The following is a 22,393-nucleotide window of genomic DNA, read 5'->3' as shown; positions in this document are numbered from 1 at the left end:
AGCGCTTAACCGAAACCGCGCGCCAGAAATACCGCGGCCAGCGGGATCAGCGGCAGCAGATGGGCCTGCACCATCACCCGCTTGCGCGCCTGCGTGACCTGGCTGGCATCGGGCAGGCGGCCGGTGGCGCGCAACTCCCGGCGCCAGCGGGCAAACAGCCGCGTGGGCTGGATGGACAGCAGTGCAATAACCACGAACAGGCCCAGTTTGACGTAAAGCAGCGGATTGCTGCCGTACCAGCCCGCGCCCTTGACGCCCAGGAACACGCGCAGCAGGCCTGTCAGCAAGACGGCACCCGCCGACACGGCGTAGATCAGGTCGATCTTGCCCAGACGCTCGACCACGGCGGCATTGAGCCACTCGTTGCGGCAAAGGGCGGCCTCGCTGGCAAGAAAGACCACCATGGTCAGGATGGCCAGGATGTGGGCGTAGGCGAGCAGGGCTTCGAGGGTCATGGGTTCTCGCGGTGCTTTCAGGGGGGCGCTGTGCGCTGGGCGGTCCAGAACGCCGGCTCGCCGTAATTGTGCTTGAGGAAGTCTATCCACAGCCGCACGCGCAGCGGCAGGTGCTTGCGCTGCGGAAACACCGCGTAAATCCCGTTGGGCGGCGCGTCAAAGTCCTGCAGCACCGCCACCAGTTTGCCGGCGGCAATTTCGGCCTCGACTTCCCACGTGCTGCGCCAGGCAATGCCGTAACCGGCCATGCACCAGTCGTGCAGCACCTGGCCGTCGGAGCAGTCGAGCGGGCCACCCGGTTTGAGATGAATGACCTCGTAGTCGCCCTCACCTGCCGCGTCCGTCGGGGCGGCTTCCTGGGGCCGCCCCGGGGCGTTGCGGGGAATGCGAAATGCCCAGCCCCGCGTCTGGGACGCGTCGCTGGACAGCGTCAGGCAGTCAAATTTTGCGAGTTCGGTGGGGTGCTGCGGTGTGCCGTGGCGCTGCAGATAGCCCGGCGTGGCCACACACAGGCGCCGGTTGTCGGCCATGCGCACGCTGACCAGCGAGGAGTCGGGCAGGTCACCCACACGCACCGCGCAGTCAAAGCCTTCGCCCGCCAGATCGACCACGCGGTCGCTGAGGTTCAGCGAAATCGTGACGTCGGCATGCGATTGGCGAAACAGCGGCACCAGCGGCGCCACATGGCGGCGCCCGAAGCCTGCCGGCGCGGTGATGCGCAGATGGCCGCTGGCCTTGACCCCGCCGGCCGACACGCTGGCCTCGGCATTGGCCACGTCGATCAGCAGGCGCTGGCAATCTTCCAGAAAGGCGCTGCCCTCGTGGGTCAGCGAGATTCGCCGCGTGGTGCGCACCAGCAGCTTGACGCCCAGCCGTTCTTCCAGCGCATCAAGCCGGCGCCCCATGATGGCCGGCGCCACGCCCTCGGCGTTGGCCGCCGCCGTCAGGCTGCCGCGCGTGGCCACCGAGACGAAAGACTCCATCTGTTTGAGTTTGCTCATGGCCGGCGATTATGGGCACAAAAGGTGGAAATGGGGTGCGAAAGGTCTTTATTGCGCCGCCGGTCGCGCCCGCAACCGTCACCCGGCAACAATCTTCCCGGCCTGAAGGGCCTGGATGGCCGCTTCGCCATAACCGAGCTCCTGCAGCACTTCCAATGTATGTTCACCCAGCCGGGGCGGGTTCAGGCGCACACCGGGGCGCTCGCCACCCAGCGTCAGGGGCAGCAGCGGCACGTGGGTCTCGCGCCCGTCGGGGAGCCGCAAGGGCGCCAGGCCGCCGGTCTGCTGCAGATGCGGGTCTTCAAACAGGTCTTCCGGCCGCGTGATGGGCGCAAACGGCAGTCCGTGCTGCTCGAAGAGTGCGCTGAGCTCGGCCGCGGTTCGCGGCGCCAGCCGTTCGCGCAGCTGCGGCAGCAGCCAGTCGCGTGCACGCACACGGTCGTTGTTGCTGTCCAGCCGGTGGTCGGCGCGCAGGTCGGCAAAACCGAAGGCGTCGCAAAACAACTGCCACTGGGTGTCGCTGACCACCGCCAGAAAAATCTGCGCGCCGTCCTGCACGGTGAACACGTCGTAGATGCCCCAGGCCGAGATGCGGCCCGGCATGGGCGCGGCCGGCTGGCCGGTCACGGCAAACTGCATCATGTGCTGGGCCACCAGGAACACATTGTTTTCAAACAGGGCCGCCTGCACCTCCTGGCCCTTGCCGGTTTTCGCGCGCGCGGCCAGCGCGGCCATGGCACCGATGGCGCCAAACATGCCGCCCATGATGTCGTTGACGCTGGTCCCTGCGCGCAGCGGGTCGCCGGGCCGGCCCGTCATGTAGGCCAGGCCGCCCATCATCTGCACCACCTCGTCAAGCGCGGTGCGGTGGTCATAGGGGCCCGGCAGAAAACCCTTGTGGCTGACGTAAATCAGGCCGTCGTTCAGTTTGGACAGGCTGGCGTAGTCGAGCCCCAGTTTCTTCATGGTGCCGGGCTTGAAGTTCTCGCTGACGATGTCGGCACTCGCCACCAGCTTGAGCGCAATCTCCCGGCCCTGCGACGTCTGCAGGTCCAGGGCGATGCTTTTCTTGTTGCGGTTGAACAGCGCAAAAAACCCGGCGCCCGAGCCCAGCAGGCGGCGCGTGTTGTCGCCGCCCAGCGGCTCGACCTTGATGACTTCCGCGCCCAGATCGGCCAGCACCATGCCGCAGGTGGGCCCCATCACCATGTGGGTGAACTCGATCACGCGCAGGCCTGCCAACGGAAGGGGCGTGGCGGGCGCGGCGGGGCTGGAAACCGTTGGCGGCGGCGGGGAGGGCTCGGACACGGTGGAATCCTTGGAAAACGGTGGTTGGCCGACCACTCGGCTCATGACCTGCAAATTATGCGGCGCGGGCTGGATGCGAGCATTACATGCAAATATGTCATGGATAAATCACTTTTCAATCGATTAATCTTTGTCAAAGTATCAAATACAGTCTAGCCATGGAAAAACCCAAAACCGGGGCTGTGTCGCCTCGGGCTGTTCTCTTTGATGCCTACGGCACGCTGTTCGACGTGTACAGCGTGGGCCTGCTGGCGGAGCAGTTGTTTCCCGGCCAGGGTCAGGCGCTGGGCGTGCTCTGGCGCGACAAGCAGATTGAATACACCCGGCTGGTCACCACCAGCAATGACGGTGCGTTCTACCGGCCGTTCTGGGAACTGACACGCGCCGGCCTGCGTTACGCCTGCGAACGCCTGGGCCTGGAGCTGACGGCCGAATGCGAGGAGCGTCTGATGAACCAGTACCGGCACCTGTCGGCCTTTCCGGAAAACCGCGAGGTGCTGCAGGCGCTGAAAGCCCGCGGCATCGTCACCGGCATTCTGTCCAACGGCGACCCTTCGATGCTGGACGTGGCCGTCAAGTCCGCCGGGCTCGGCGACCTGCTCGACCATGTGCTCAGTGTCGACAGCATCCGCAAATACAAGACCCACCCCGATGCCTATGCGCTCGGCCCGCAGGCCACGGGACTGCCGGTGGCGCAGATCGCCTTTGTCAGCAGCAACGCCTGGGACGCACTGGCCGCGACCTGGTACGGTTACCAGACACTCTGGGTCAACCGTTACGCCCTGCCCTTCGAGGCGCTGGGCACCCAGCCGACACGCACCGGCAGCAGTCTGCGCGACGTGCTGGGCTTCTTCCCGGCGGGATAATCCGTTTCACGGTTTCGAGCTTCCTTTTTTTACTTTCCTTCCTTTTGCCCTTTTTTGAGGTTCCCCCATGACGACAACCACCCCACGCACCACACTCCACGGCCTGCAGGTGGCCACGGTTCTGCAACGCTTTGTCGATGACCAGGTCCTGCCCGGCACCGGCGTGGACCGCGCCGCCTTCTGGAAAGGTTTTGATGCCATCGTGGCGGACCTGGCCCCGAAAAACATCGCCCTGCTGGCCGAGCGCGACCGTCTGCAGACCGAGATGGACAGCTGGCACAAAGCCCACCCCGGCCCGATTGCCGACATGAAGGCCTACCGCGCCTTCCTCGAGAAAACCGGCTACCTCGTGCCCTCGCCGAAAAAAGTCACCATCACTACGGGCAATGTCGATGCCGAACTCGCCAAGCAGGCCGGCCCGCAGCTGGTGGTGCCCATCCTGAACGCGCGTTATGCGCTGAACGCGGCCAATGCGCGCTGGGGCTCGCTGTACGACGCGTTGTACGGCACCGACGTGCTCTCCGAAGAAAATGGCGCTGAAAAAGGCAAGAGCTACAACCCGGTGCGTGGCGCCAAAGTCATCGAGTACGCGCGTTTTGTGCTGGACCGCACCGCGCCGCTGGTCAAGGGCTCGCACATCGATTCGACCGGCTATGCGGTCAAGGGCGGCAAGCTGGTCGTGTCCCTGCAGGGCGGCAAAAACACCACGCTGGCCGATGCGAGCCAGCTCATCGGTTACCAGGGCAAGGCCTCGGCGCCGTCCTCCGTGCTGCTGCAGCACAACGGCCTGCACATCGACATCCGCATCGACCGCAGCACGCCCATCGGCAAAAGCGATGCGGCCGGCGTCAGCGACCTGGTGGTGGAAGCGGCGCTGTCCACCATCCTCGACCTGGAAGATTCGGTGGCCGTGGTCGATGCCGACGACAAGGTGCTGGCCTACAGCAACTGGCTGGGCATTTTGCAGGGCACGCTGACCGAAAGCGTCACCAAGGACGGCAAGACCTTCACCCGCGGCCTGAACCCGGACCGCGAGTACACCTCACCGAAAGGCAGCAAGGGCAAGCCTGTCACCCTGCACGGCCGCTCGCTGATGTTTGTGCGCAATGTCGGCCACCTGATGACCAACCCGGCCATTCTCTACACCGCCGCCGATGGCTCGACGAAAGAAATCCCCGAGGGCATTCTGGACGCGGTGATTACCACCACGATCGCGATTCACGACTTGAAGCGCAAGGGCAAACAAGGCATCAGGAACTCGCGCAAGGGCTCGGTCTACATCGTCAAGCCCAAGATGCACGGCCCGGCCGAAGTCGCCTTTGCCGCCGAGCTGTTCAGCCGCGTCGAAAAAATGCTGGGCCTGCCCGACAGCACCGTCAAGCTCGGCATCATGGACGAAGAGCGCCGCACCAGCGTCAACCTGAAAGCCTGCATTGCCGCGGCCAAAAGCCGCGTCGCCTTCATCAACACCGGTTTCCTGGACCGCACCGGCGACGAGATGCACACCGCCATGCACGCCGGCCCCATGATCCGCAAGGGCGACATGAAAAGCAGCGCCTGGATCGCAGCCTACGAGAAGAACAACGTGCTGGTCGGCCTGTCCTGCGGCCTGCGCGGCAAGGCGCAGATCGGCAAGGGCATGTGGGCCATGCCGGACCTCATGAAAGCCATGATGGCGCAGAAGATTGCCCACCCCCAGGCCGGCGCCAACACCGCCTGGGTGCCCAGCCCGACCGGCGCGACGCTGCATGCGCTGCACTACCACCAGGTCAAGGTCAGCAAGGTGCAGAAAGACCTCGAGAAAATCGACGCCAGCAAGGAGCGCAATACCCTGCTGAACGGCCTGCTGCAGGTGCCCGTCACCGCCACACCCGACTGGAGCGCCGAAGCGAAACAGCAGGAGCTCGACAACAACGCCCAGGGCATCCTCGGTTATGTGGTGCGCTGGATCGACCAGGGCGTGGGTTGCTCCAAGGTGCCCGACATCCACAACGTCGGCCTGATGGAAGACCGCGCCACCCTGCGCATCTCCAGCCAGCACATGGCCAACTGGCTGCTGCACGGCGTGGTGACAAAAGCGCAGGTCAAGGAAACCTTTGAACGCATGGCCGCCGTGGTGGACAAACAGAACGCCGGCGACCCGCTGTACCAGCCCATGGCCGGTCACTTCGACACGTCGGCCGCCTACAAGGCGGCGTGTGATCTGGTCTTCAAGGGCCTGGAGCAGCCGAGCGGCTACACCGAGCCGCTGCTGCATGCGTGGAGACTGAAGGTGAAGGCGGCTGGCTGAGCAATCGCTTGGCCAAGCAGATGCACAGTTTGCTCCTGATTTAGGAGCTTCTTGCGTATATTCCACGGGGGACGGTGACGTTTTTTTTGCACACAACATTCTCCACAAGGAAACCCCCTCGCAACGCGCCCGAACCCTCACCGGTTCGGGCGCGTTGCCGTTTAGGCGGCCAACCCCAGTGCAGGGCGGCTTCCCGGGAGGTGTCGGAAATGTCCAAGACCATTCACGGTTCGGTTTCTAGACTTCACACAGCCGCACAAACCCCTCCAGCCCGGAGGGGGCGGCTTTCTAACCCGCTCACCAGGACAAGCCATGATCCTCTCAACTTTCGCCGATCCACACCCGGCCATCGCTCCACCGAAGGCCTCATCCGCACGCATGCAACTGTGCGCACACATCCACAAAGAGCTGCGTGCCTTCATGGGTGCCACTTTGACGGGCCTCGGTCGCATGGATTGCCATGACGACCAGGCGCTGAAGTACGCACTCGACCAACTGGACCAACTGCTGGACGTCTGCGGCGGCCATGCGCAAGACGCCCCCGCCCCCGCCACCGCTCGCCTACGTGCCTGTGCCGAGCGCCTGGCCTGTACCCGCGGCGCGGCGCGTGAACCGGCGGCCGCGCATCTGTACCGGCAATTGGCGCTGTTCGTTGCCGATCATTTTCAGACCATGGAGAACCAAGAGTCGCAGGACACTGCTGGCCTGTGGGCGGCCTACAGCGACGCCGAGTTGGCCGGGATCCATGTGACCATGGTCACCCGCTTCGGCCCACAGCCCGAGGCGTCTCTGCGTGCGGACACCAGCGTCGTCGAGCGCTTCATTGACGCCGTCTTCGTCCGTTTCGATGCGGACGCCGCCGCGCGGCTGATCACGCCGGATTTCGTGTCGCACCCGTGGGCCGCGCTTGGCGCGCCGGCGGGTCCAGCGGGCGTTCACGCCATCGTGCCATTTTTCAGGACCGGATTTGGCGAAGTGAGTGCCACGGTACTGGACCGGCTGGTCGATGGTGACCGTGTGGCGCTGCGCTATGCCTACGCCGGTCGCCATGTGGGTGACCTGTTCGGTATACCCGCTACCGATCGGCACTTCCGCATGGAAGGTATTGCCATTTTCCGTCTCGAAGATGGCAGGGTGGCCGAGTACTGGCGCGAGGAAGACATGCTGGGCTTGCAGCGCCAACTGGGTGTGGCGTCGCTGCTAGCCGCAACCGACGCATGAACAACATAGACCGACGAATAGGCGACGTATAGAATTAATCAGAATCAATCAACCCCCGGCACCATGCCTGCCTCCCCGTTGCCACCCACCCCGCTGATGGAGGCCTTTCGGCCCACGCCTGCGCTCGCGGACTGCATTACCGATATCTGGGTGTGGGAGATTGACTCCGCGGCGCAGCAGGGCGATGCCGCGTCACTCACGCTGCTGCCGGATGGCCACCCCACGATGTGTTTTATTTATGGCGCACCGCTGACCGCGTCGGATGGCCGGCAGGCGTTCACCACCCGCAGCGCCGTGTGCGGCTTTCAGGCGCGGCCGGTGCAAGTCACCTGCTGTGGCCGCGCCGCCGGCATCACCGTTCGGTTTCGGCCCTGGAGCCTGCCGCTGTTCGTGCGGCCCTCGCTGCAAGAAGCCGCCGAGCGGCGCGTTGATTGCCGCGACCTGTTTGCCCGCAGCGCCATTGAAGATTTGGAATCCGAACTCTACGAGTTACCCACTTCGGTCGCACGGGTGCGCCGCGTGGAGCGTTTCCTGCTGACGCTGCTGCGCGCGCAAGGTGCCGATCCGCTGATTGAAAAGGCCGTGCACCAGCTGTGCGAGGGCGGCTACACCGCACGCGTTGAGCAGGTCGCACGCGATCTGGGCGCCAGCGAGCGCACGCTGGAGCGGCGTTTCAGGCGCGCCATCGGTGTTGCACCCAAGATGTTTTCCCGGGTGATGCGGCTCCAGTCTGTTCTTGCCGTTCAGGCGCAAGCGCAGCCCGTGCGTTGGTCCGAGCTGGCGCTGGACGCGGGCTTCTACGACCAGGCGCATCTGATCCGTGAAACCCGTGAACTGTTTGGCATCACGCCTTCGACCTTGCTGGCTCCGCTGACCAATCCGGTCGCCCGCGGGTTTCAAGACCTGGCCCGCGAAATAGCCATGCCGTCGTCCATCTTCCGCTAGCGCCGCTCCGCTCAGGGTTGCCCGGTTGAACGCGCCGGCAAGGTCTTCAGATGCGCGTACAGCGCCTGCACATCAGTGTCACTCATCTCCTTCAGCGAAGCAAAGGGCATCACTCGGCTGATAGCCGTGCCGTCCGGGCGCTTGCCGCTGCGAAACATCGCCGTGAAAGAGGCCGCCGTCGGGTAGCGCACCAGCGCCGAGCCCGCGCCGGGGGTCAGGTTGGCCGCCGCTGGCCAGTCGGGCGGGGCACCGGGTATGGCACCGCCCGACAGCACGGCGCCATGGCAACCCAGGCAGCTATTGGCCACATAGGCACCGTGTTCAGGCGTTACGGCAGCGGGGATGGGAGCCGCAGCGGGCAGCGCATGGTCAATCCGTTCGGCCGCGTCCTTCACCAGGCCTGCCCCGTACAGGGCACGCACCACCAGCGGAAACTCGATCTGAGCGCCGCCGCCGGCTGCCGGGGGCATCTGGCGCAGGAACGCGACCAGCGATGCCAGGTCCACATCGGTGAACCGCGCATAGTCCTCGCTGGGCATCACGATCGCCGGCCTGCCGTTGGGCTTGATGCCGTGGCGGATGGTGCGGGTCCAGTCATTGGCGGTGTAGCCGGCCACCACGCTGCCCGGCGAAGGCGTGATATTGGGCGCGTGGATCAGCATGCCCTTGCCATCGTTGGCCACGTCCTTGCCGGCCCCGTTGACGCCATGGCACTCGGTGCAGCCGCGCGAAAGGAACAGGTAGCGTCCACGCTCCACACTTGCGGTGTCGGTGCGATACGGGATTTCCGGCACGCCGACAGTGATCCGGCGGTCCATTTTGCGTTCGCCATACTGGGCCGCCAGCAGCAGTGCCACGGCACCGCAGCCCGCCAATGCCAGTACCCCTGTGCCGGTGCGCTTGATCCATTTGTTCATATTGATTCGCCTTTGCAATGCGGCGGGTGCAGAGATGCCATGTTCATTCCCTTGAAGTTGGGCCCGGGCCAGTCCCCATGGGCTGGCTTGGGCAAGGGCTGAATACTAGGGATGCAAGGCCGCGCCGTATTGGAAATTTCCGACAACCTGCCTGACGGTTGAAGATGTAGGCGGCCTGGGGAGGCGGACCAGCAGCGGCCGGTGTGGGCCGGCCATGAGCGCACGCACACGACGCACCGCTATGTCGAAGCCAACCCGGAGATGAAGGAGAAGGCGATCGCACGGCTCGAGCACAACCGCTGCGCTTATGGCAAACCGTGCTGAGCGGGGCGGAACTACGCCTAGTCGAGAGCTATGCATAGGGGTCGAAATTGCCTGATCATCCGTTTGTTGAGCAGACGTCCCATCCCTCGACGTTGCCACTCGCCATATTGCTCGCGCGCGTTCAAGCCAGTGACGCCAAGTCGGTCGATGCGCGGAGCAAACCTGGAGCTCTGAACCCCCTACTTCTGTCTGTTGGAGACATCTACATACGATTGCATCTCTTGCGCTATTAATTGGATAGCTACTTGTGCTCACCAGATAAGGTCCGGTAGCGGATGTGATGCAAAAGACCGCCCTCCACGGCACCTTCGGGTGCCATTTTTGTTTTCCCCAGTCGGGGGCTTCAGCCAGCCACAGCCGACCGCTCAGCGCACCGTCGAGTCGCGCGTCCAGCCGCTGTAGTCCTTGTCGGTCAGCAGCGTCCACAGGGCCAGGACAGCAATCGCCAGACCGGCCGCCACCGCATTGAGCATGGCCTGCTCATGCGTGCTGAACCCCAACCCCCAGGGCGAGGCGATCAGCCAGAGGCCCAGGGCCCCCTCGGTCCACTCCTCCCAGGCACGCGGGACAAAAATCGCCCAGAGCGCCGCGGCGACCAGGGGCGCGCCCACGATGACCGCGTTCAGCATGATCGCCCGGTCATCCTGGAAGCCCAGCGCCCAGGGCGAAAGAAGGACCCAGAGACCCAACAAGGCATTGACCGGGTCTTGCCAATGTTTCAGTTGCTCCATGGTGACACCTCCTGACAGCGGGGGAAAAACGGGGCCCGCTGCAGGAAATTTGACCCGGCCTGGTCCGGCTTTGTGCCCTGCGGTCAGGCGCAGGGCCCTTTGAGGATTGACCCTTGAATCCAGTGGGGCATTCCGGGCGTATTCCTTCCAGGCGGACAAACACGCCGGCGCGCTGTGGCGAATTGCACAGACCTACAACCCTTACCAGGAGTCTCACTATGAAAAAACTACTCATTGCAGCCGGCGTTGCCGTTTTGCTCAGCGCTTGTGCCGGTGGCATGTCCGGCAGCCCGATGTCCGGCAGCCCGTCGGTCATGGTCGGCGGCGCCGCCATGTTCCCGACCAAGGACATCATTGACAACGCCGTCAACTCGAAGGACCACACCACCCTGGTGGCCGCGGTCAAGGCTGCGGGTCTGGTTGACACGCTCAAGAGCCCCGGCCCGTTCACCGTGTTTGCACCGACCAATGCCGCATTTGACGCCCTGCCGGCCGGCACCGTGGCCACGCTGCTCAAGCCCGAGAACAAGGCCCTGCTGACAAAAATCCTGACGGCCCACGTGGTGCCCGGCAAACTCGACGCTGCCGCCCTGAGCCAGCGCGTGATGGCCGGCAATGGCCGCGCCACCCTGACCACCGCCAGCGGCGACAGCCTGGTGGTCACCACCAGCGGCTCCAATGTGATGGTCACCGACGAAAAAGGCGGCACGGCAATGGTCAGCGTTGCCAACGTCTACCAGTCCAACGGCGTGATCCACGTGGTCAACAAGGTGCTGGTGCCCAACTGATCTCCGCTTGAGCCGACCCGTGGGGTGCCGCTGCCTGACTGACAGCGCCGCCCCCGGCAAAGCGACAACAAAGCCACAACAAACTGCAACGGTTTGTTGTGGCTTTGTCCCTTCGGGCACCGCCAAGGGCACACCGCTCGCGCCTCCAGCCACGCGGCAGCACCCGCCGCAGTTCTCCGCACTTGCTATGCAAACAATAGCTGCAGGCGCTGGTTGCTGTTGGGTTTACACCCTGCTAGCCAAACAGTTCCGTCGCGGAAGCCAGACGCGCAGAAAGCAGTCACCGGGCACTGCCTTCGGCGGTGGCCGCCTGGGTGGAATGTAAGCAGTGTCTCTTTGCTGCGCAACGGGTTAGAAATCGTTACAAGATACTTCGCCATTTCCGTCAGCAGCCCGCCAGTTCAGCCCACACTGCGGGGTCGGGTCGAACTGGTATTTTTTCCCAAACGATTGACTTGACACGCACTCCGCCCACTCCTCTGCATTTCGCTGTTAGCCCCATCGCCCTTCACCATGGCATCGCAAGCCGACGTTTTATCCCGCTGTCTGCAGGAGGCCGCCCAGGCCGCCAGGCCTGCGCTTGAGCGTTGCATCGACCACGCGGTGGCGGCGCTGCAGGTGGCAGAGACGCAAAGCCTGAAAGTCTCCGAGCGCGATGACCTCGCACGAGCCTGGCGCGAACTGCAGCGCCACCGCGACGGCTGGAGTGCGCAATACCCGGGGCTGCTGCTGGCTGCCTTCAGCCAGCCCGCAAAACCTGCCGTGCAGCCGGTCGCGGCGCGCAAAGCCCTGCCTGCGCTGGCGGGCGCCGACATGTTCTCGCTGGTCGACGACACCCAGGTCGAGGAAGGCATCGAGTCCTCACGGCTGCTTCAGCAGGTCGCGCCCATGGTCGAGCAGTCGCTGGCCGAGCTCGACGGCCTGATGAGTGCGGCGCAGGGCCTGGTCAACGTGCGCGCCGAGGCCAACCCGGTGCGGCCGGACGTTTACACACAGACCTTGCGCACCCTGCTGCTGGGCGCGCCGGTCGCGCCCACGACCAGCGCGCTGTGGATCAAACACCTCGGCGAGCCCCTGGGGCGCGAACTCAAACGTATCTATGAGCGGTTGATCAATGTGATGGAACTGGCCCAGGTGCGTGCCGCCAGCTACCGGGTGCTGCAGAGCCCCGCCAGCGCCGGCAAAAAGCCGGGCAGCGGCGCAGCAGGCGGCGAGCCGGGCGCCCAGGGCGGCCCGGTCGGCATCGGTTACGCCTCGGACGAACCCTTCACACCGGTGCCGTCGCACTACGCCGACCTGTCCAACCATGAAGTCAAGGACGCGCTGTTTCAGGACTTCCTGCTTCGCGGCAGCGGCAACGCCGACCACGGCCTGGCGCCGGCTTACTACGCCACCATTGAAGAAGAACTGATCGCGCTCAAGGGCACGCCCGACTCGGCGCAGGCGGCACTGCACGCCGAGCCGCCCGCTGGCGCTGACGCTGACGTTGACGTTGACGTTGACGATCACAGCTACCACGGCACGCGCAGCGACCCGCGGCGGCCGACCCTGCCGGCGCAGGACGCCGAAGAGGGGCCGGGCCACCCGTCGCGCATCGTGGACGTGCTCAGCCAGCTCAGCTCGCAGGTCTGGGGCGTCTACGGCCGCGCCCGCGAACGGGCGCTGGTGCGCACGCAGCTGAAAAAAGACGCCACCCGCGTCGGCCAGGTGCTGGGCATGGAGGTGGTGAAGAAACTGGTCAACCAGGTCGCGCAGGACCCGCGCCTGCTGGTGCCGGTGCGCGAGGCGATTGTGGCGCTGGAGCCTTCGCTGCTGCGCCTGGCCATGGTGGACTCGCGCTTTTTCAGCGAGGAAAACCACCCCGCACGCCGCCTGATGGAGCGTGTAGCGCAGCGCAGCTTCAATTACAACGACGAGCGCAGCCCGGCGTTCGATGTTTTTTTCCATTCACTGACCGAGGCCTTCAACGGGCTCAACGCCCTGGAGATCGAGGACGCCCGGCCTTTCGACGCTGCCCTGGGCGAGTTGCAGGCGCTGTGGGACGAGCAGGACCGGCACGAGAAAAATGTGCGCGGCAACATGCGCCAGACCATGCAGTTTGCCGAAGAGCGGCAGGCACAGGCCGACCAGATTGCCCTGGACATGAGCCTGCGTGCCGACCTGGACCATGTGCCCGGCGTGGTGCTGGACTTCCTGTTCGGCCCCTGGGCGCTGGTGATGGCGCACGCCCGGCTCACCGACACCGCGCACCAGATCGACCCCCAGGGTTACGGTTCACTGGTCACCGACCTGCTGTGGAGCGTCAAGCGCCAGGCCACGCTCAAGCGGCCGGGCAAACTCATCACCATGATTCCCGGCCTGCTGGCCAAGCTGCAGGCCGGCCTGACATCGCTGGGGCTGGAGCCAGGCGAGACCGAGGCTTTTTTCAACGCCATGGAAAGGCTGCACCGACCGGTGCTCAAACTGCGCCGCGTGCGCAGCCGGCGCGACGCTGTCGAATCAGACAACGCCCCGCTGGAAGTGGCCACGGTCGAAACCGACCTCTCCGACCTGAGCGACCTCCTGCCTGCCACCCCCGAACAGCGCAAGGCCAAAGCCGCCGGCCAGCCCTGGCTGGCGCCGCAGGAGCTTGACAGGGCCGGCTTTGAAGACACCCTGCCGTCGGGACCTGCGGCGCTGGACGCCACGCCGCACGAGGCCACACCGGTGGGCGAAGCGCCCGACCGCGTCGCCGATGACACGCCGCCAGACGCCGCCGGGGAAGGTGTCCGTCAACCCGAAGACATCCTGATGGGCCTGCGCGAAGGCAGCTGGGTGGATCTCCATTCACGGCGCCACTGGTTGCGCGCGCAGCTGATCTGGGCCAGCACCCGCGGCACACTCTTCATGTTCGTCAGCCACGGCGGCCAGCCGCACTCCATGACCAAACGCAGCTGCGTGCGCCTGATCACACAGGGTCTGCTGCGTCCGGTCGAGACGCACGACGTGGTGGCCCACGCACTGGACCACCTCGTCAATCGGGCCGCGCCGCAGGACCCGCAGGGCAACGCCGCCACCGAGCCCGGGCGGCAGGGTCCATCCGGACACCCCACCGGTTCGCTACAACTTCAATAGCGCCTTGCGCCCACCACTGGCGGGCTGCAGCCGATTTCATCACGAATTTTGGCAGCGGCAACGGCAGGCCCGTTTCCCGGCACCATAATGTCCTGTGTCATGCTTCTTGCCTGGCAGAGGACCCGCTTGTTCAAATTTCTGCTTCGACTCACCGCCAGGGAACGCACGCGCCGCAGCAACCGGCAGTTTGGCGGCATCCTGGCTTTTGTGGCCGGCGCCATCAATGCCGGCGGCTTTCTGGCGGTGCAGCGCTACACCTCGCACATGACGGGCATCGTCTCGGCCATCGCCGATGACCTGGTGGTGGGCAGCATCGGCCTGGCGCTGGCCGGCCTGGTGAGCCTGGCCGCGTTTATCGGCGGGGCCATCACCACCACCTTGCTCATCAGCTGGGCCCGGCGCCAGGAGCTGCGCAGCAAGTACGCGCTGGCCCTGCTGCTGGAGGCCCTGCTGCTGCTGATGTTCGGTCTGGTGGGCGCCAACTTGAAGTCTTTTGCCACCCTGCTGGTGCCGACGGCGGTGCTGCTGCTGTGTTTCATCATGGGCCTGCAAAACGCCATCATCACCAAGATCTCCCACGCCGAGATCCGCACCACCCACATGACCGGGGTCATCACCGACCTGGGCATCGAGCTGGGCCGGTTGATCTACTGGAACCAGTCGAAGAAGGCCAACAGCATCCAGTTTGTCGAGGCCAACACCGACAAGCTGTTCATCCATGCCACCCTGCTCGGGCTGTTTTTTTCCGGCGGTATTTTTGGCGCCGTCGCCTTCAAGGCCCTGGGCTTCAGCGCCACGCTGCCGATCGCCCTGCTGCTGGTGGCCATGGCCTTGCCCGCCGTGGTGCTGGACCTGCGCAAGCTCGCGAGGTCGCCGTGACATCGGCACCCGGCGATTTTCAGTCGCTGCAGTACACCGTGCCCTTTGTGCGGGAAGACGGCGCATCCAGGTCGCTGCATTTCACGCTGGGCGAGCTGCAAAGCCGCATGCTTTTGCACCAGCCCTGGCGGCTGGACGTGGACTACACCCGGACCATGATGGGTTTTCTGCTGTTCCAGCCCGCGCCGGCCCACATCGGCATGATTGGCCTGGGCGGCGGCTCGCTGGCCAAGTTCTGCTACCGGCAGTTGCCCGCCTCGCGCATGACGGTGCTCGAGATCAACCCGCATGTGATCGCCCTGCGGCGCGAGTTCCGGATTCCCGACGACGACGCGCGGTTTGCGGTGATCGCCGCCGACGGCGCAGCCTACCTGCAGGCCGCAACGCCGGTCTTCGATGTGTTGCTGGTCGACGGCTTTGACCAGGACGGCCAGCCTGCGGCGCTGTGTTCGCAGCGTTTTTATGACAACTGCTTCGCCGCCCTGAGCGAGCACGGCGTGCTGGTGGTCAACCTGCACCACGACCACCCCGACTACCCGCTGCTGGCCGGCCGTATCCACCGCAGTTTCAGCGGCAACGCGGTCGAAGTCATGGCCGCAGAAAAAAGCAACGCGATTGTGTTTGCCTGCCGCGGCCCGGCGATTTCACCGCGCAAGCTGAAGCTGGCCAGAAGCCTGGCCGGGCTGGAAGACACTGCGCGCCTGCAGCTCAAGGCCGAGCTCGCGCGCATTGTCTGGGAAATGAAGGACCTCGCCGGGGACGCTTAGAACTTGTCTTGGGCTGCCAGGCCGCCCACGGCATCGCGCGTCCCTGTCCGACGCCAGCGCGCCGGCCGCCCGGCCACACTGGACGCTTTCCGACGAACATGGGAGACAAGCATGAGCCCGAAAACCAATTTTTCCTTTGAGCTGCAGTACCCGGCGCTTGCCGGCGCGCCGCAGGCCCAACGCACGCAGCTGATGGCCTCGCTGGGCCCGGCCTTGCAGGCGCTGTTTGCCGCTGGCGACAGCGCGGCCACGGTGGTCGTCAGCGACAGCCACAAGGGCAGCGGCCACAAGATCGTCGAGCTGGTGACCACCTTGCCGGACATGGAGATTGCCGGCATCCTGAAGACGTTTTCCGAACAACACGGCCTGTCCGTGCAGGCGCTCGAATAGGCGGCTGCGATTCGCGAAGCGCTACTGAATCAGGAGCTGCTGGCGCCCGTCCCTGTTGGGCGGGGGCCGCTTTTTGATCAGGACGGGCTTGGGGGCTGATGCTGCTCCGGCCCCTGACCCGCCCCGTCACGGACGGCAGTCACCACCAGGTGGATGAAATGCAGCTTGGCCACCACTTCGCGCGGCAGCACAAAGGGGTAAAAATCGGGCTGACCCATGGCGCGCGACATTTCGTTGAGCAGCGTGGTCAGCCGTGTCCACTGGTTCAGGAAATCCAGGAACACCTGTGCCTCCGGGTGGTCCGGCTGGTCCAGCGCATCCAGCGTGAATGGCGTGAATTCGAGCTGGGCACTTTCGGCCGACAGGCCAAAACTCATGGCCGTGTCTACGGTATCGCGCATGTGCAGGTAGTGGGCCCAGCACTCGGCCCAGTCCTCCCAGGGGTGCACGCTGGCATAGGCGCTCACAAAATGCAGCGGCCAGTCCGGCCGTGGCCCCTGCTCGTAGTTGACCTGCAGGCTGGCCAGATAGTCCTGGCTTTCATCGCCAAACAACGCCCGGAAACCGGGCTGCCAGGGCGTGCCGGCGACCAGACGGTCCCAGTAGTAGTGGCCGACCTCGTGGCGGAAGTGGCCCAGCAAGGTGCGGTAAGGCTCGTGCATGGCCTTGCGTGCGGCCTCGCGCGTGGCGTCGTCGGCTTCGTTGAGGTTGAGGGTGATCAGGCCGGTGTCGTGCCCGGTCATGATGTGCGGGCCGAAATCGGGTGAACGCAGAAAGTCGAACATCAGGCCGTGTTCGGGGTCTTCACTCGTTCGCGAGGCCACTGGCAGGCCCAGCACCAGCAGGGCCGACACCAGGCGCCGCTTGGCCAGCTCGATGTTGCCCCACAACTCGCCGTTGTCCGGATGCGCGGGGTCGTTCAGGTCGGGAATCGTGCGGTTGAGGCGGCAGGCCTGGCACAGCAGCAGCTGCGTATCGTTCGGGCTGACCGGCACCAGCCAGTTGCAGGCCGCCGGGGTTTGCAGGTTGGCGCAGCGCAGGTAAACCGCCGCCGGCGTGTCTGGCTGTCCGGCGCTGCCTTCAGCCTGCCAGGCGACCCAGGTGTCGGGCTGCTCGCCCGGCATCAGGGGCAGCAGGCTGGCCTGGGCCGGGTCGTAACCCAGCGCCGTGCCGCAGGCCAGGCAGGTGCTGTTCCTGAAAAAAACCGGGCTGCCGCACTGGCAGTGGTAGGCTCGGCCGGCCAGACGCGGCAAATGGGCGGGGGCAGAAGAAGGGCTGTCGTTCAACAAGGGGTTTCTCAAAGCGCCTGGCGCGGTGGACAAGGGCAACAGGCCGGGCGGGCCGGTTGGGACGCCGGGGGCCATCTCCCCTGGAGTTTCCCACGTTCGCCGGATGGCCGGGCGCCCGCCCGCCTTGTCCTGCTGTCAGTCTTTACCGACAAAAACCGCATGCGCGCGCCGGCCTTTTATCATCAGGGGACCGGTTCAAATCAATTCAAAGGAAAACCATGCCCACCTACCACGTCGAAATGATGGAAGGCCGCACCCTCGAGCAGAAGAAAAAGCTGGTCGCCGAGATCACCCGTGTCAGTGTCGAGATCCTGGGCGGCGTACCCGATTCGGTGGACGTGATCATCACCGACATCAAGCGCGAGAACTGGTCCACCGGCGGCAAGCTCTGGTCCGAACCGCGCGACTGATGCCCTTTCGCTGCGCCGCAACAGAACAAAGCCGGCCTTGAGCAGCCCTTCCACGCTGGACGAGATGCAGGCGCGTTACGGCGCGCGTTACCGCTGGCTGCTGCTGCTCTCGGTGATGACGGGCACGATGGCCTCCATCATGTCCTCGACCATCGTCAACGTGGCGATTCCCGACATGAGCCAGCATTTCACCCTGGGCCAGGAACGGGCGCAGTGGGTTACCTCGGGGTTCATGGTGGCGATGACGGTCTCCATGCTGACCACGCCCTGGCTGCTGGCACGTTACGGCTACCGCCGCACCTATGTGGGCACCATGCTGTTGCTGCTGGCCGGCGGCATCGTCGGCGGCCTTGCCAACAGCTTTGCGCTGGTGCTGGGCGCGCGTGTGGCCGAGGGCCTGGCGGCCGGGGTGGTGCAGCCGATTCCGGCCATCATCATCATGCGGGCGTTTGCGCCGCACGAACAGGGACGCGCCAGCGGCATCTTCGGCATGGGTGTGGTGCTGGCGCCGGCCATCGGCCCCAGCCTGGGCGGCGTGCTGGTCGACCTGTTCGGCTGGCGCTCGATTTTTTTCATGGTGATCCCTTTTTGCCTGGCCTCGCTGTGGATGGCTTACCGCTATGTGCCAGTCACCTCGCCGGGCGGCGTGGCGCCGAACCGCAAGGGCGCCACCCTGGACTGGCGCGGCCTGCTGCTGGGCGGCGCCGGTACCCTGTGCCTGCTCAACGGCATGGTGGCCCTGCATGGCGGTTCGGTGCTGGAAGCTGCCTTGCTGCTGGGCGGCGCGGTGCTGGCGCTGGTGGTCTTTCTGGCCTGGCAGCGACGCATGGCCGCCACCGGGCGCGAGCCGCTGATGAACCTGGCGCTGTTCGGGTACCGGACTTTCGCGATGGGCAGCATCGTGGCCTTCATTTACGGCACCGCGCTGTTCGGCTCCACCTACCTGCTGCCGGTTTACATGCAGCTCGGGCTGGGCCTGTCGGCCTCTTATGTCGGCACCATCCTGCTGCCCGCCGGTTTTGTGCTGGCCGTCACGATTGCGCTGGTGGGCCGGCTGGCCGACCGCCATCCCACCTATCTGCTGGTGAGCATCGGGCTGGCACTGCTGGCGCTGTCGTTTGCACTGATGCTGACGGTGACGCTGACCAGCGCCATCTGGGTGCTGGTGCTCTGGGCCATCCTGGGCCGCATCGGGCTCGGCTTCATCCTTCCTTCGCTCAACCTCGGCTCATTGCGGGCGCTGGACCACAGCCTGATTTCGCAAGGCTCGAGCGCCATCAACTTCGTGCGCATGCTGGGCGGCGCCATCGGGGTGAGCCTGTGCGGCATCGTGCTGGAATGGCGGCTCGCGGTGCATGGCGATTCGCTGGCGCAGGCCACGACCAGCCCCGCGCGGCTGGCCGCCTTCAACGAGGCCTTCATGATGCTGGCGGCACTGTGCGCGCTGGCGCTGGTGGCCGCATGGCGGCTGCGTGAAGTTCCCACCCCTCAACACCCTGCCTGAACCATGTGCCAACTTCTTGGAATGAACTGCAACACGCCGACCGACGTGACTTTCAGCTTCAGCGGTTTTGCGCAACGCGGCGGCAACACCGGCGAACACACCGACGGCTGGGGCATCGCCTTTTTTGAAGGCCATGGTGACCCGGGCGTGGACGGCTGCGACAAGGGACTGCGCCATTTTGTCGATCACCAGTCGGCGTGCGCGTCGCCGGTGGCCGAGCTGATACGGCGCTACCCGATCAAGAGCCGTAACGTCATTGCGCACATCCGCAAGGCCACGCAGGGCCGGGTGGCGCTGGAAAACTGCCACCCCTTTGTGCGCGAGTTGTGGGGGCGCTACTGGGTCTTCGCGCACAACGGCGATCTCAAGGATTTTTCGCCGCGCCTGCACGGCAGCTTCCGGCCGGTGGGCACAACCGACAGCGAACGCGCGTTTTGCTGGATCATGCAGGAGCTGGCCAAATCGCACGCCGGTGTGCCCAGCGTGGGCGAGCTGACCCTGACCCTGCGCGAACTGGCGGCGCAGATCGCCCCGCACGGCACCTTCAACTTCTTACTCGGCAACGGCCAGGCCTTGTGGGCCCATGCCTCGACCAGCCTGTATTACGTCGAGCGCCAACACCCGTTTGCGCACGCCACGCTCAGCGACGAAGACCTGAGCGTGAACTTCGCCGAACACACGCAGCCGACCGACCGCGTTGCGGTGGTGGTGACGGCGCCGCTGACCACCAACGAACACTGGGTCGCCTTTGCGCCGGGCGAGCTCAAGGTGTTTGTCGGCGGTGCGCTGTACCCCTGATTCGCTACAAAAACAGGAGCTGTCAGCGCATGACAGAAAAGGGCCAGGGCCTGTTTTTATGTTCAGACGGCGGCTTCAAGGGCATCGATAAACATCGCCGCCACGTCGAAGCCGGTCTGGTCGAAAATTTCCTGGAAGCAGGTTGGGCTGGTGACGTTGATCTCGGTCACGCAGTCACCGATCACGTCCACACCGGCCAGCAGCAGGCCGCGGCTGTGCAGGACAGGGCCCAGCGCCTCGGCGATCTCGCAATCACGTGCCGACAAGGGCAGCGCCACACCCAGGCCGCCGGCCGCCAGGTTGCCGCGCACCTCGCTGCCCTGCGGGATACGCGCCAGACTGAAAGGCACATAGCGACCGCCGATGATGAGCACGCGCTTGTCGCCCTTGACGATCTCGGGCAGGAACTTCTGCACCATCAGGCTTTGCGCGCCATGGCGGTTCAGCGTTTCGGTGATGGAGCCCAGGTTCAGGCCGTCGGGCCCGACGCGGAAGATGCCCATGCCGCCCATGCCGTCGAGCGGCTTGAGGATGATGTCCTGATGTTCGGCATGGAAACGCTTGATGTCCTCCGGGTCGCGCGTCACCAGCGTCGGGCCGATGAACTGCGGGAACTCCATGATCGCGAGTTTCTCGGGATGGTCGCGCAGCGCGCGCGGCTTGTTGAAAACCCGGGCACCGTCGCGCTCGGCCTGCTCGAGCAGGTGGGTGGCATAGAAGTACTCGCTGTCAAACGGCGGGTCCTTGCGCATCAGGATGGCGTCGAACTCTTTCAGTGCGACCTGGCGCGTGCCGCGCTCGGCGAACCAGTCCGTGGCGTCGCCGGTCAGCGTGATGTCGCGCACATGGGCCATCACCGGGGCACCGCGCTGCCACATCAGGTCCTGCTGTTCGCAGGCGCTGATCTGGTGGCCGCGCCGCTGCGCCTCGCGCATCATCGCGAAGGTGGTGTCCTTGTAGATCTTGAAAGAGGCCAGCGGGTCGGCAATGAAAAGAATGTTCATGAACGGGTCAATCTGTAAAGGGGGTGGTGACTGCTCAGGCAGCGCGCTGCCGGTATTGTTGTACAAATAGCGCGATCGCGCCGGCCACCACGCCCCAGAAGGCCGAGCCGATGCCGGCAATGGCCACGCCCGACAGCGTGACCAGAAAAGTGATGAGCGCGGCCTCGCGGTGCGATTCCTCACGCACAGCCAGCGCCAGGCCGCTTCCTATCGTGCCCAGCAAGGCCAGCCCGGCAATCGCGACCACCAGCTCCTTGGGGAAAGCCGTCAGCAACCCGGTCACGGCAGCGCCGAAAATGCCGATCACGACATAAATCGCGCCGCAGGCCACCGCCGCGGTGTAGCGCTTGCGCGGGTCCTCGTGCGCTTCGGGGCCCATGCAGATGGCGGCCGTGATGGCGCTGAGGTTCAGCGCAAAGGCGCCAAAAGGCGCGAGCAGCAGCGTCGCCAGGCCGGTGAGCGTGATGACCTTGGACACCGGAATGCCGCCGTCCGGTGCATCCGGCCCATAGCCCGCGGCGCGAATGGCCGCGACGCCGGGCAGGTTTTGCGAGGCCATGGTCACCACGAACAATGGCAGCGCCAGGCTGACAATCGCCGCCAGCGTGAACTGCGGCGCGACAAACACGGGCAGGGCCAAAGAGAAGTTCATGGCGGCCCAGCGCATCTCGCCACGCGCGGCGACAAACACAATGGCGCCGAACAAGGTCAGCACCACCGCGTAGCGCGGCATGAAACGTTTACCCAGCAGATAGACCGCGAGCATCAGCAGCACCAGCGGCAAGGCGGTCTGGGCCGCAGCAAAAGCCTGCAGGCCGAACCGCGCGAGCACGCCGGCCAGCAAGGCCGAGGCAATCGCCATGGGAATCCGGTTCATGAGCTTCTCGAACCAGCCGGTCACGCCGAACAGCGTGATCAGCGCTGCACTCGCCATGAAAGCCGCCACCGCCTCACCCATCGAAAACCCGCCGGCCAGCCCCGCCGTCGCCAGCACCGCCGCGCCCGGTGTGGACCACGCCACCATGACCGGTTTTTTCAGCCACAGCGAAGGAATCGCCGAACACAGGCCCATGCCCAGGCCCAGCGCCCACATCCAGGAACTGATCTGCTCCGGCGTGGCGTTGAAGGCCTGCGCCGCCTGGAAAACGATGGCGACAGAACTCGTGAAGCCGACCAGGACGGCGACGAAGCCTGCGGTGAAGGCGGAGAGGTTGAGGTCTCTGAAAAATTGCATCTGGGGGATTCTGGCAGGGTTGTGCCTGGGACGTCGGGCCCTCAAGCCGCCCGCGACACCGGCGTCACGCTGCGCCTGCGGTCTGCCTTGGGCAGTAGGTCTAACTCCCCACTCCCACCCCTAGCCCCTCCCTCGCCCCGCTGGGCGATGGAGGGGGA

Annotated in this window: 20 protein-coding genes; 12 read left to right on the top strand and 8 right to left on the bottom strand. The window is 65.3% G+C overall.

Translation table 11 applies throughout. The annotated features are described in order from the left end of the window. Nucleotides 1-5 precede the first annotated feature (5 nt). The 3 genes from PSV26_RS02295 to PSV26_RS02285 all read right to left on the bottom strand — a co-directional run bounded on the left by PSV26_RS02295 (nucleotide 6) and on the right by PSV26_RS02285 (nucleotide 2,698). Nucleotides 6-455 carry a DUF2214 family protein gene (locus PSV26_RS02295; protein WP_300567187.1) on the bottom strand — a complete coding sequence of 150 codons (450 nt, stop codon included), beginning with the start codon at nucleotides 453-455 and terminating at the stop codon, nucleotides 6-8. Between the two features lie 17 nt (nucleotides 456-472). Then, the gene (locus PSV26_RS02290; RefSeq protein WP_300567184.1) at nucleotides 473-1,456 is read right to left on the bottom strand and encodes a LysR family transcriptional regulator; all 984 of its coding nucleotides are present in this window, start codon (nucleotides 1,454-1,456) and stop codon (nucleotides 473-475) included. Between the two features lie 78 nt (nucleotides 1,457-1,534). Further along, nucleotides 1,535-2,698 (bottom strand): CaiB/BaiF CoA-transferase family protein, encoded by a 1,164-nt coding sequence (locus PSV26_RS02285; RefSeq protein ID WP_366945955.1) that lies wholly within the window; start codon nucleotides 2,696-2,698, stop codon nucleotides 1,535-1,537. Between the two features lie 224 nt (nucleotides 2,699-2,922). On the opposite strand from PSV26_RS02285, the gene PSV26_RS02280 reads away from it, so the two are divergent. The 4 genes from PSV26_RS02280 (at nucleotide 2,923) to PSV26_RS02265 (ending at nucleotide 8,086) form a co-directional block, all read left to right on the top strand. Then, a complete protein-coding gene (locus PSV26_RS02280; RefSeq protein ID WP_300567178.1) occupies nucleotides 2,923-3,630 on the top strand; it encodes a haloacid dehalogenase type II in 708 nt (235 codons plus the stop codon). Between the two features lie 67 nt (nucleotides 3,631-3,697). After that, nucleotides 3,698-5,920, top strand: a complete 2,223-nt coding sequence (locus PSV26_RS02275; RefSeq protein ID WP_300567175.1) for a malate synthase G — start codon at nucleotides 3,698-3,700, stop codon at nucleotides 5,918-5,920. Between the two features lie 312 nt (nucleotides 5,921-6,232). Then, complete coding sequence (locus PSV26_RS02270; RefSeq protein ID WP_300567172.1) at nucleotides 6,233-7,141, top strand: ester cyclase; 909 nt, start codon at nucleotides 6,233-6,235, stop codon at nucleotides 7,139-7,141. Between the two features lie 63 nt (nucleotides 7,142-7,204). After that, the gene (locus PSV26_RS02265) at nucleotides 7,205-8,086 is read left to right on the top strand and encodes a helix-turn-helix transcriptional regulator (protein ID WP_300567169.1); all 882 of its coding nucleotides are present in this window, start codon (nucleotides 7,205-7,207) and stop codon (nucleotides 8,084-8,086) included. 11 nt (nucleotides 8,087-8,097) lie between these two features. Here the strand turns inward: PSV26_RS02265 and PSV26_RS02260 are convergent, their stop codons facing one another. Continuing rightward, nucleotides 8,098-9,003 carry a c-type cytochrome gene (locus PSV26_RS02260; RefSeq protein WP_300567166.1) on the bottom strand — a complete coding sequence of 302 codons (906 nt, stop codon included), beginning with the start codon at nucleotides 9,001-9,003 and terminating at the stop codon, nucleotides 8,098-8,100. Nucleotides 9,004-9,692: 689 nt separating this feature from the next. After that, nucleotides 9,693-10,058 carry an SPW repeat protein gene (locus tag PSV26_RS02255; protein ID WP_300567163.1) on the bottom strand — a complete coding sequence of 122 codons (366 nt, stop codon included), beginning with the start codon at nucleotides 10,056-10,058 and terminating at the stop codon, nucleotides 9,693-9,695. A gap of 218 nt (nucleotides 10,059-10,276) precedes the next feature. Here PSV26_RS02255 and PSV26_RS02250 point away from each other — a divergent pair, with 218 nt between their 5' ends. The 5 genes from PSV26_RS02250 to PSV26_RS02230 all read left to right on the top strand — a co-directional run bounded on the left by PSV26_RS02250 (nucleotide 10,277) and on the right by PSV26_RS02230 (nucleotide 15,996). Continuing rightward, the gene (locus PSV26_RS02250) at nucleotides 10,277-10,846 is read left to right on the top strand and encodes a fasciclin domain-containing protein (protein WP_300520004.1); all 570 of its coding nucleotides are present in this window, start codon (nucleotides 10,277-10,279) and stop codon (nucleotides 10,844-10,846) included. A gap of 513 nt (nucleotides 10,847-11,359) precedes the next feature. After that, a complete protein-coding gene (locus PSV26_RS02245; RefSeq protein WP_300567160.1) occupies nucleotides 11,360-13,960 on the top strand; it encodes a DUF1631 family protein in 2,601 nt (866 codons plus the stop codon). A gap of 126 nt (nucleotides 13,961-14,086) precedes the next feature. After that, entirely contained in the window at nucleotides 14,087-14,839 is a 753-nt protein-coding gene (locus PSV26_RS02240) for a YoaK family protein (RefSeq protein ID WP_300520008.1), read from the top strand. Further along, nucleotides 14,836-15,606, top strand: coding sequence for a fused MFS/spermidine synthase (locus PSV26_RS02235; protein WP_300567157.1), 771 nt, complete (start codon nucleotides 14,836-14,838; stop codon nucleotides 15,604-15,606). The genes PSV26_RS02240 and PSV26_RS02235 overlap by 4 nt, the downstream gene beginning before the upstream one ends. 111 nt (nucleotides 15,607-15,717) lie before the next feature. After that, nucleotides 15,718-15,996: a hypothetical protein gene (locus PSV26_RS02230; protein ID WP_300520014.1), complete on the top strand. Its 279-nt coding sequence runs from the start codon at nucleotides 15,718-15,720 to the stop codon at nucleotides 15,994-15,996. A gap of 77 nt (nucleotides 15,997-16,073) precedes the next feature. On the opposite strand, the gene PSV26_RS02225 is transcribed toward PSV26_RS02230, so the two are convergent. After that, on the bottom strand, nucleotides 16,074-17,285 hold the full coding sequence (locus tag PSV26_RS02225) for a putative zinc-binding metallopeptidase (RefSeq protein ID WP_300567154.1): 1,212 nt from the start codon (nucleotides 17,283-17,285) through the stop codon (nucleotides 16,074-16,076). Nucleotides 17,286-17,503: 218 nt separating this feature from the next. Here PSV26_RS02225 and PSV26_RS02220 point away from each other — a divergent pair, with 218 nt between their 5' ends. From PSV26_RS02220 to PSV26_RS02210, 3 genes are read left to right on the top strand one after another with little or no spacing between them, the layout of a single operon-like run. Next, complete coding sequence (locus PSV26_RS02220; RefSeq protein ID WP_366145814.1) at nucleotides 17,504-17,695, top strand: 4-oxalocrotonate tautomerase; 192 nt, start codon at nucleotides 17,504-17,506, stop codon at nucleotides 17,693-17,695. A gap of 10 nt (nucleotides 17,696-17,705) precedes the next feature. Next, the gene (locus PSV26_RS02215; protein WP_300567251.1) at nucleotides 17,706-19,199 is read left to right on the top strand and encodes an MFS transporter; all 1,494 of its coding nucleotides are present in this window, start codon (nucleotides 17,706-17,708) and stop codon (nucleotides 19,197-19,199) included. 3 nt (nucleotides 19,200-19,202) lie between these two features. Further along, nucleotides 19,203-19,997 carry a class II glutamine amidotransferase gene (locus PSV26_RS02210; protein WP_300567151.1) on the top strand — a complete coding sequence of 265 codons (795 nt, stop codon included), beginning with the start codon at nucleotides 19,203-19,205 and terminating at the stop codon, nucleotides 19,995-19,997. Between the two features lie 62 nt (nucleotides 19,998-20,059). Here PSV26_RS02210 and gshB read toward each other — a convergent pair whose 3' ends face one another. Both gshB and PSV26_RS02200 read right to left on the bottom strand, forming a co-directional pair. Continuing rightward, nucleotides 20,060-21,001 carry a glutathione synthase gene (gene gshB, locus PSV26_RS02205; RefSeq protein ID WP_300567148.1) on the bottom strand — a complete coding sequence of 314 codons (942 nt, stop codon included), beginning with the start codon at nucleotides 20,999-21,001 and terminating at the stop codon, nucleotides 20,060-20,062. A gap of 34 nt (nucleotides 21,002-21,035) precedes the next feature. Then, nucleotides 21,036-22,235: a benzoate/H(+) symporter BenE family transporter gene (locus PSV26_RS02200; protein WP_300567145.1), complete on the bottom strand. Its 1,200-nt coding sequence runs from the start codon at nucleotides 22,233-22,235 to the stop codon at nucleotides 21,036-21,038. Between the last annotated feature and the right edge of the window lie 158 nt (nucleotides 22,236-22,393).

The sequence above is a fragment of the Polaromonas sp. genome, assembly GCF_029945685.1.
GTDB lineage: Bacteria > Pseudomonadota > Gammaproteobacteria > Burkholderiales > Burkholderiaceae_C > Polaromonas.
The sequence above is the reverse complement of the archived record's forward strand: the minus strand, read 5'-3'. Positions and strand labels throughout refer to the sequence as shown.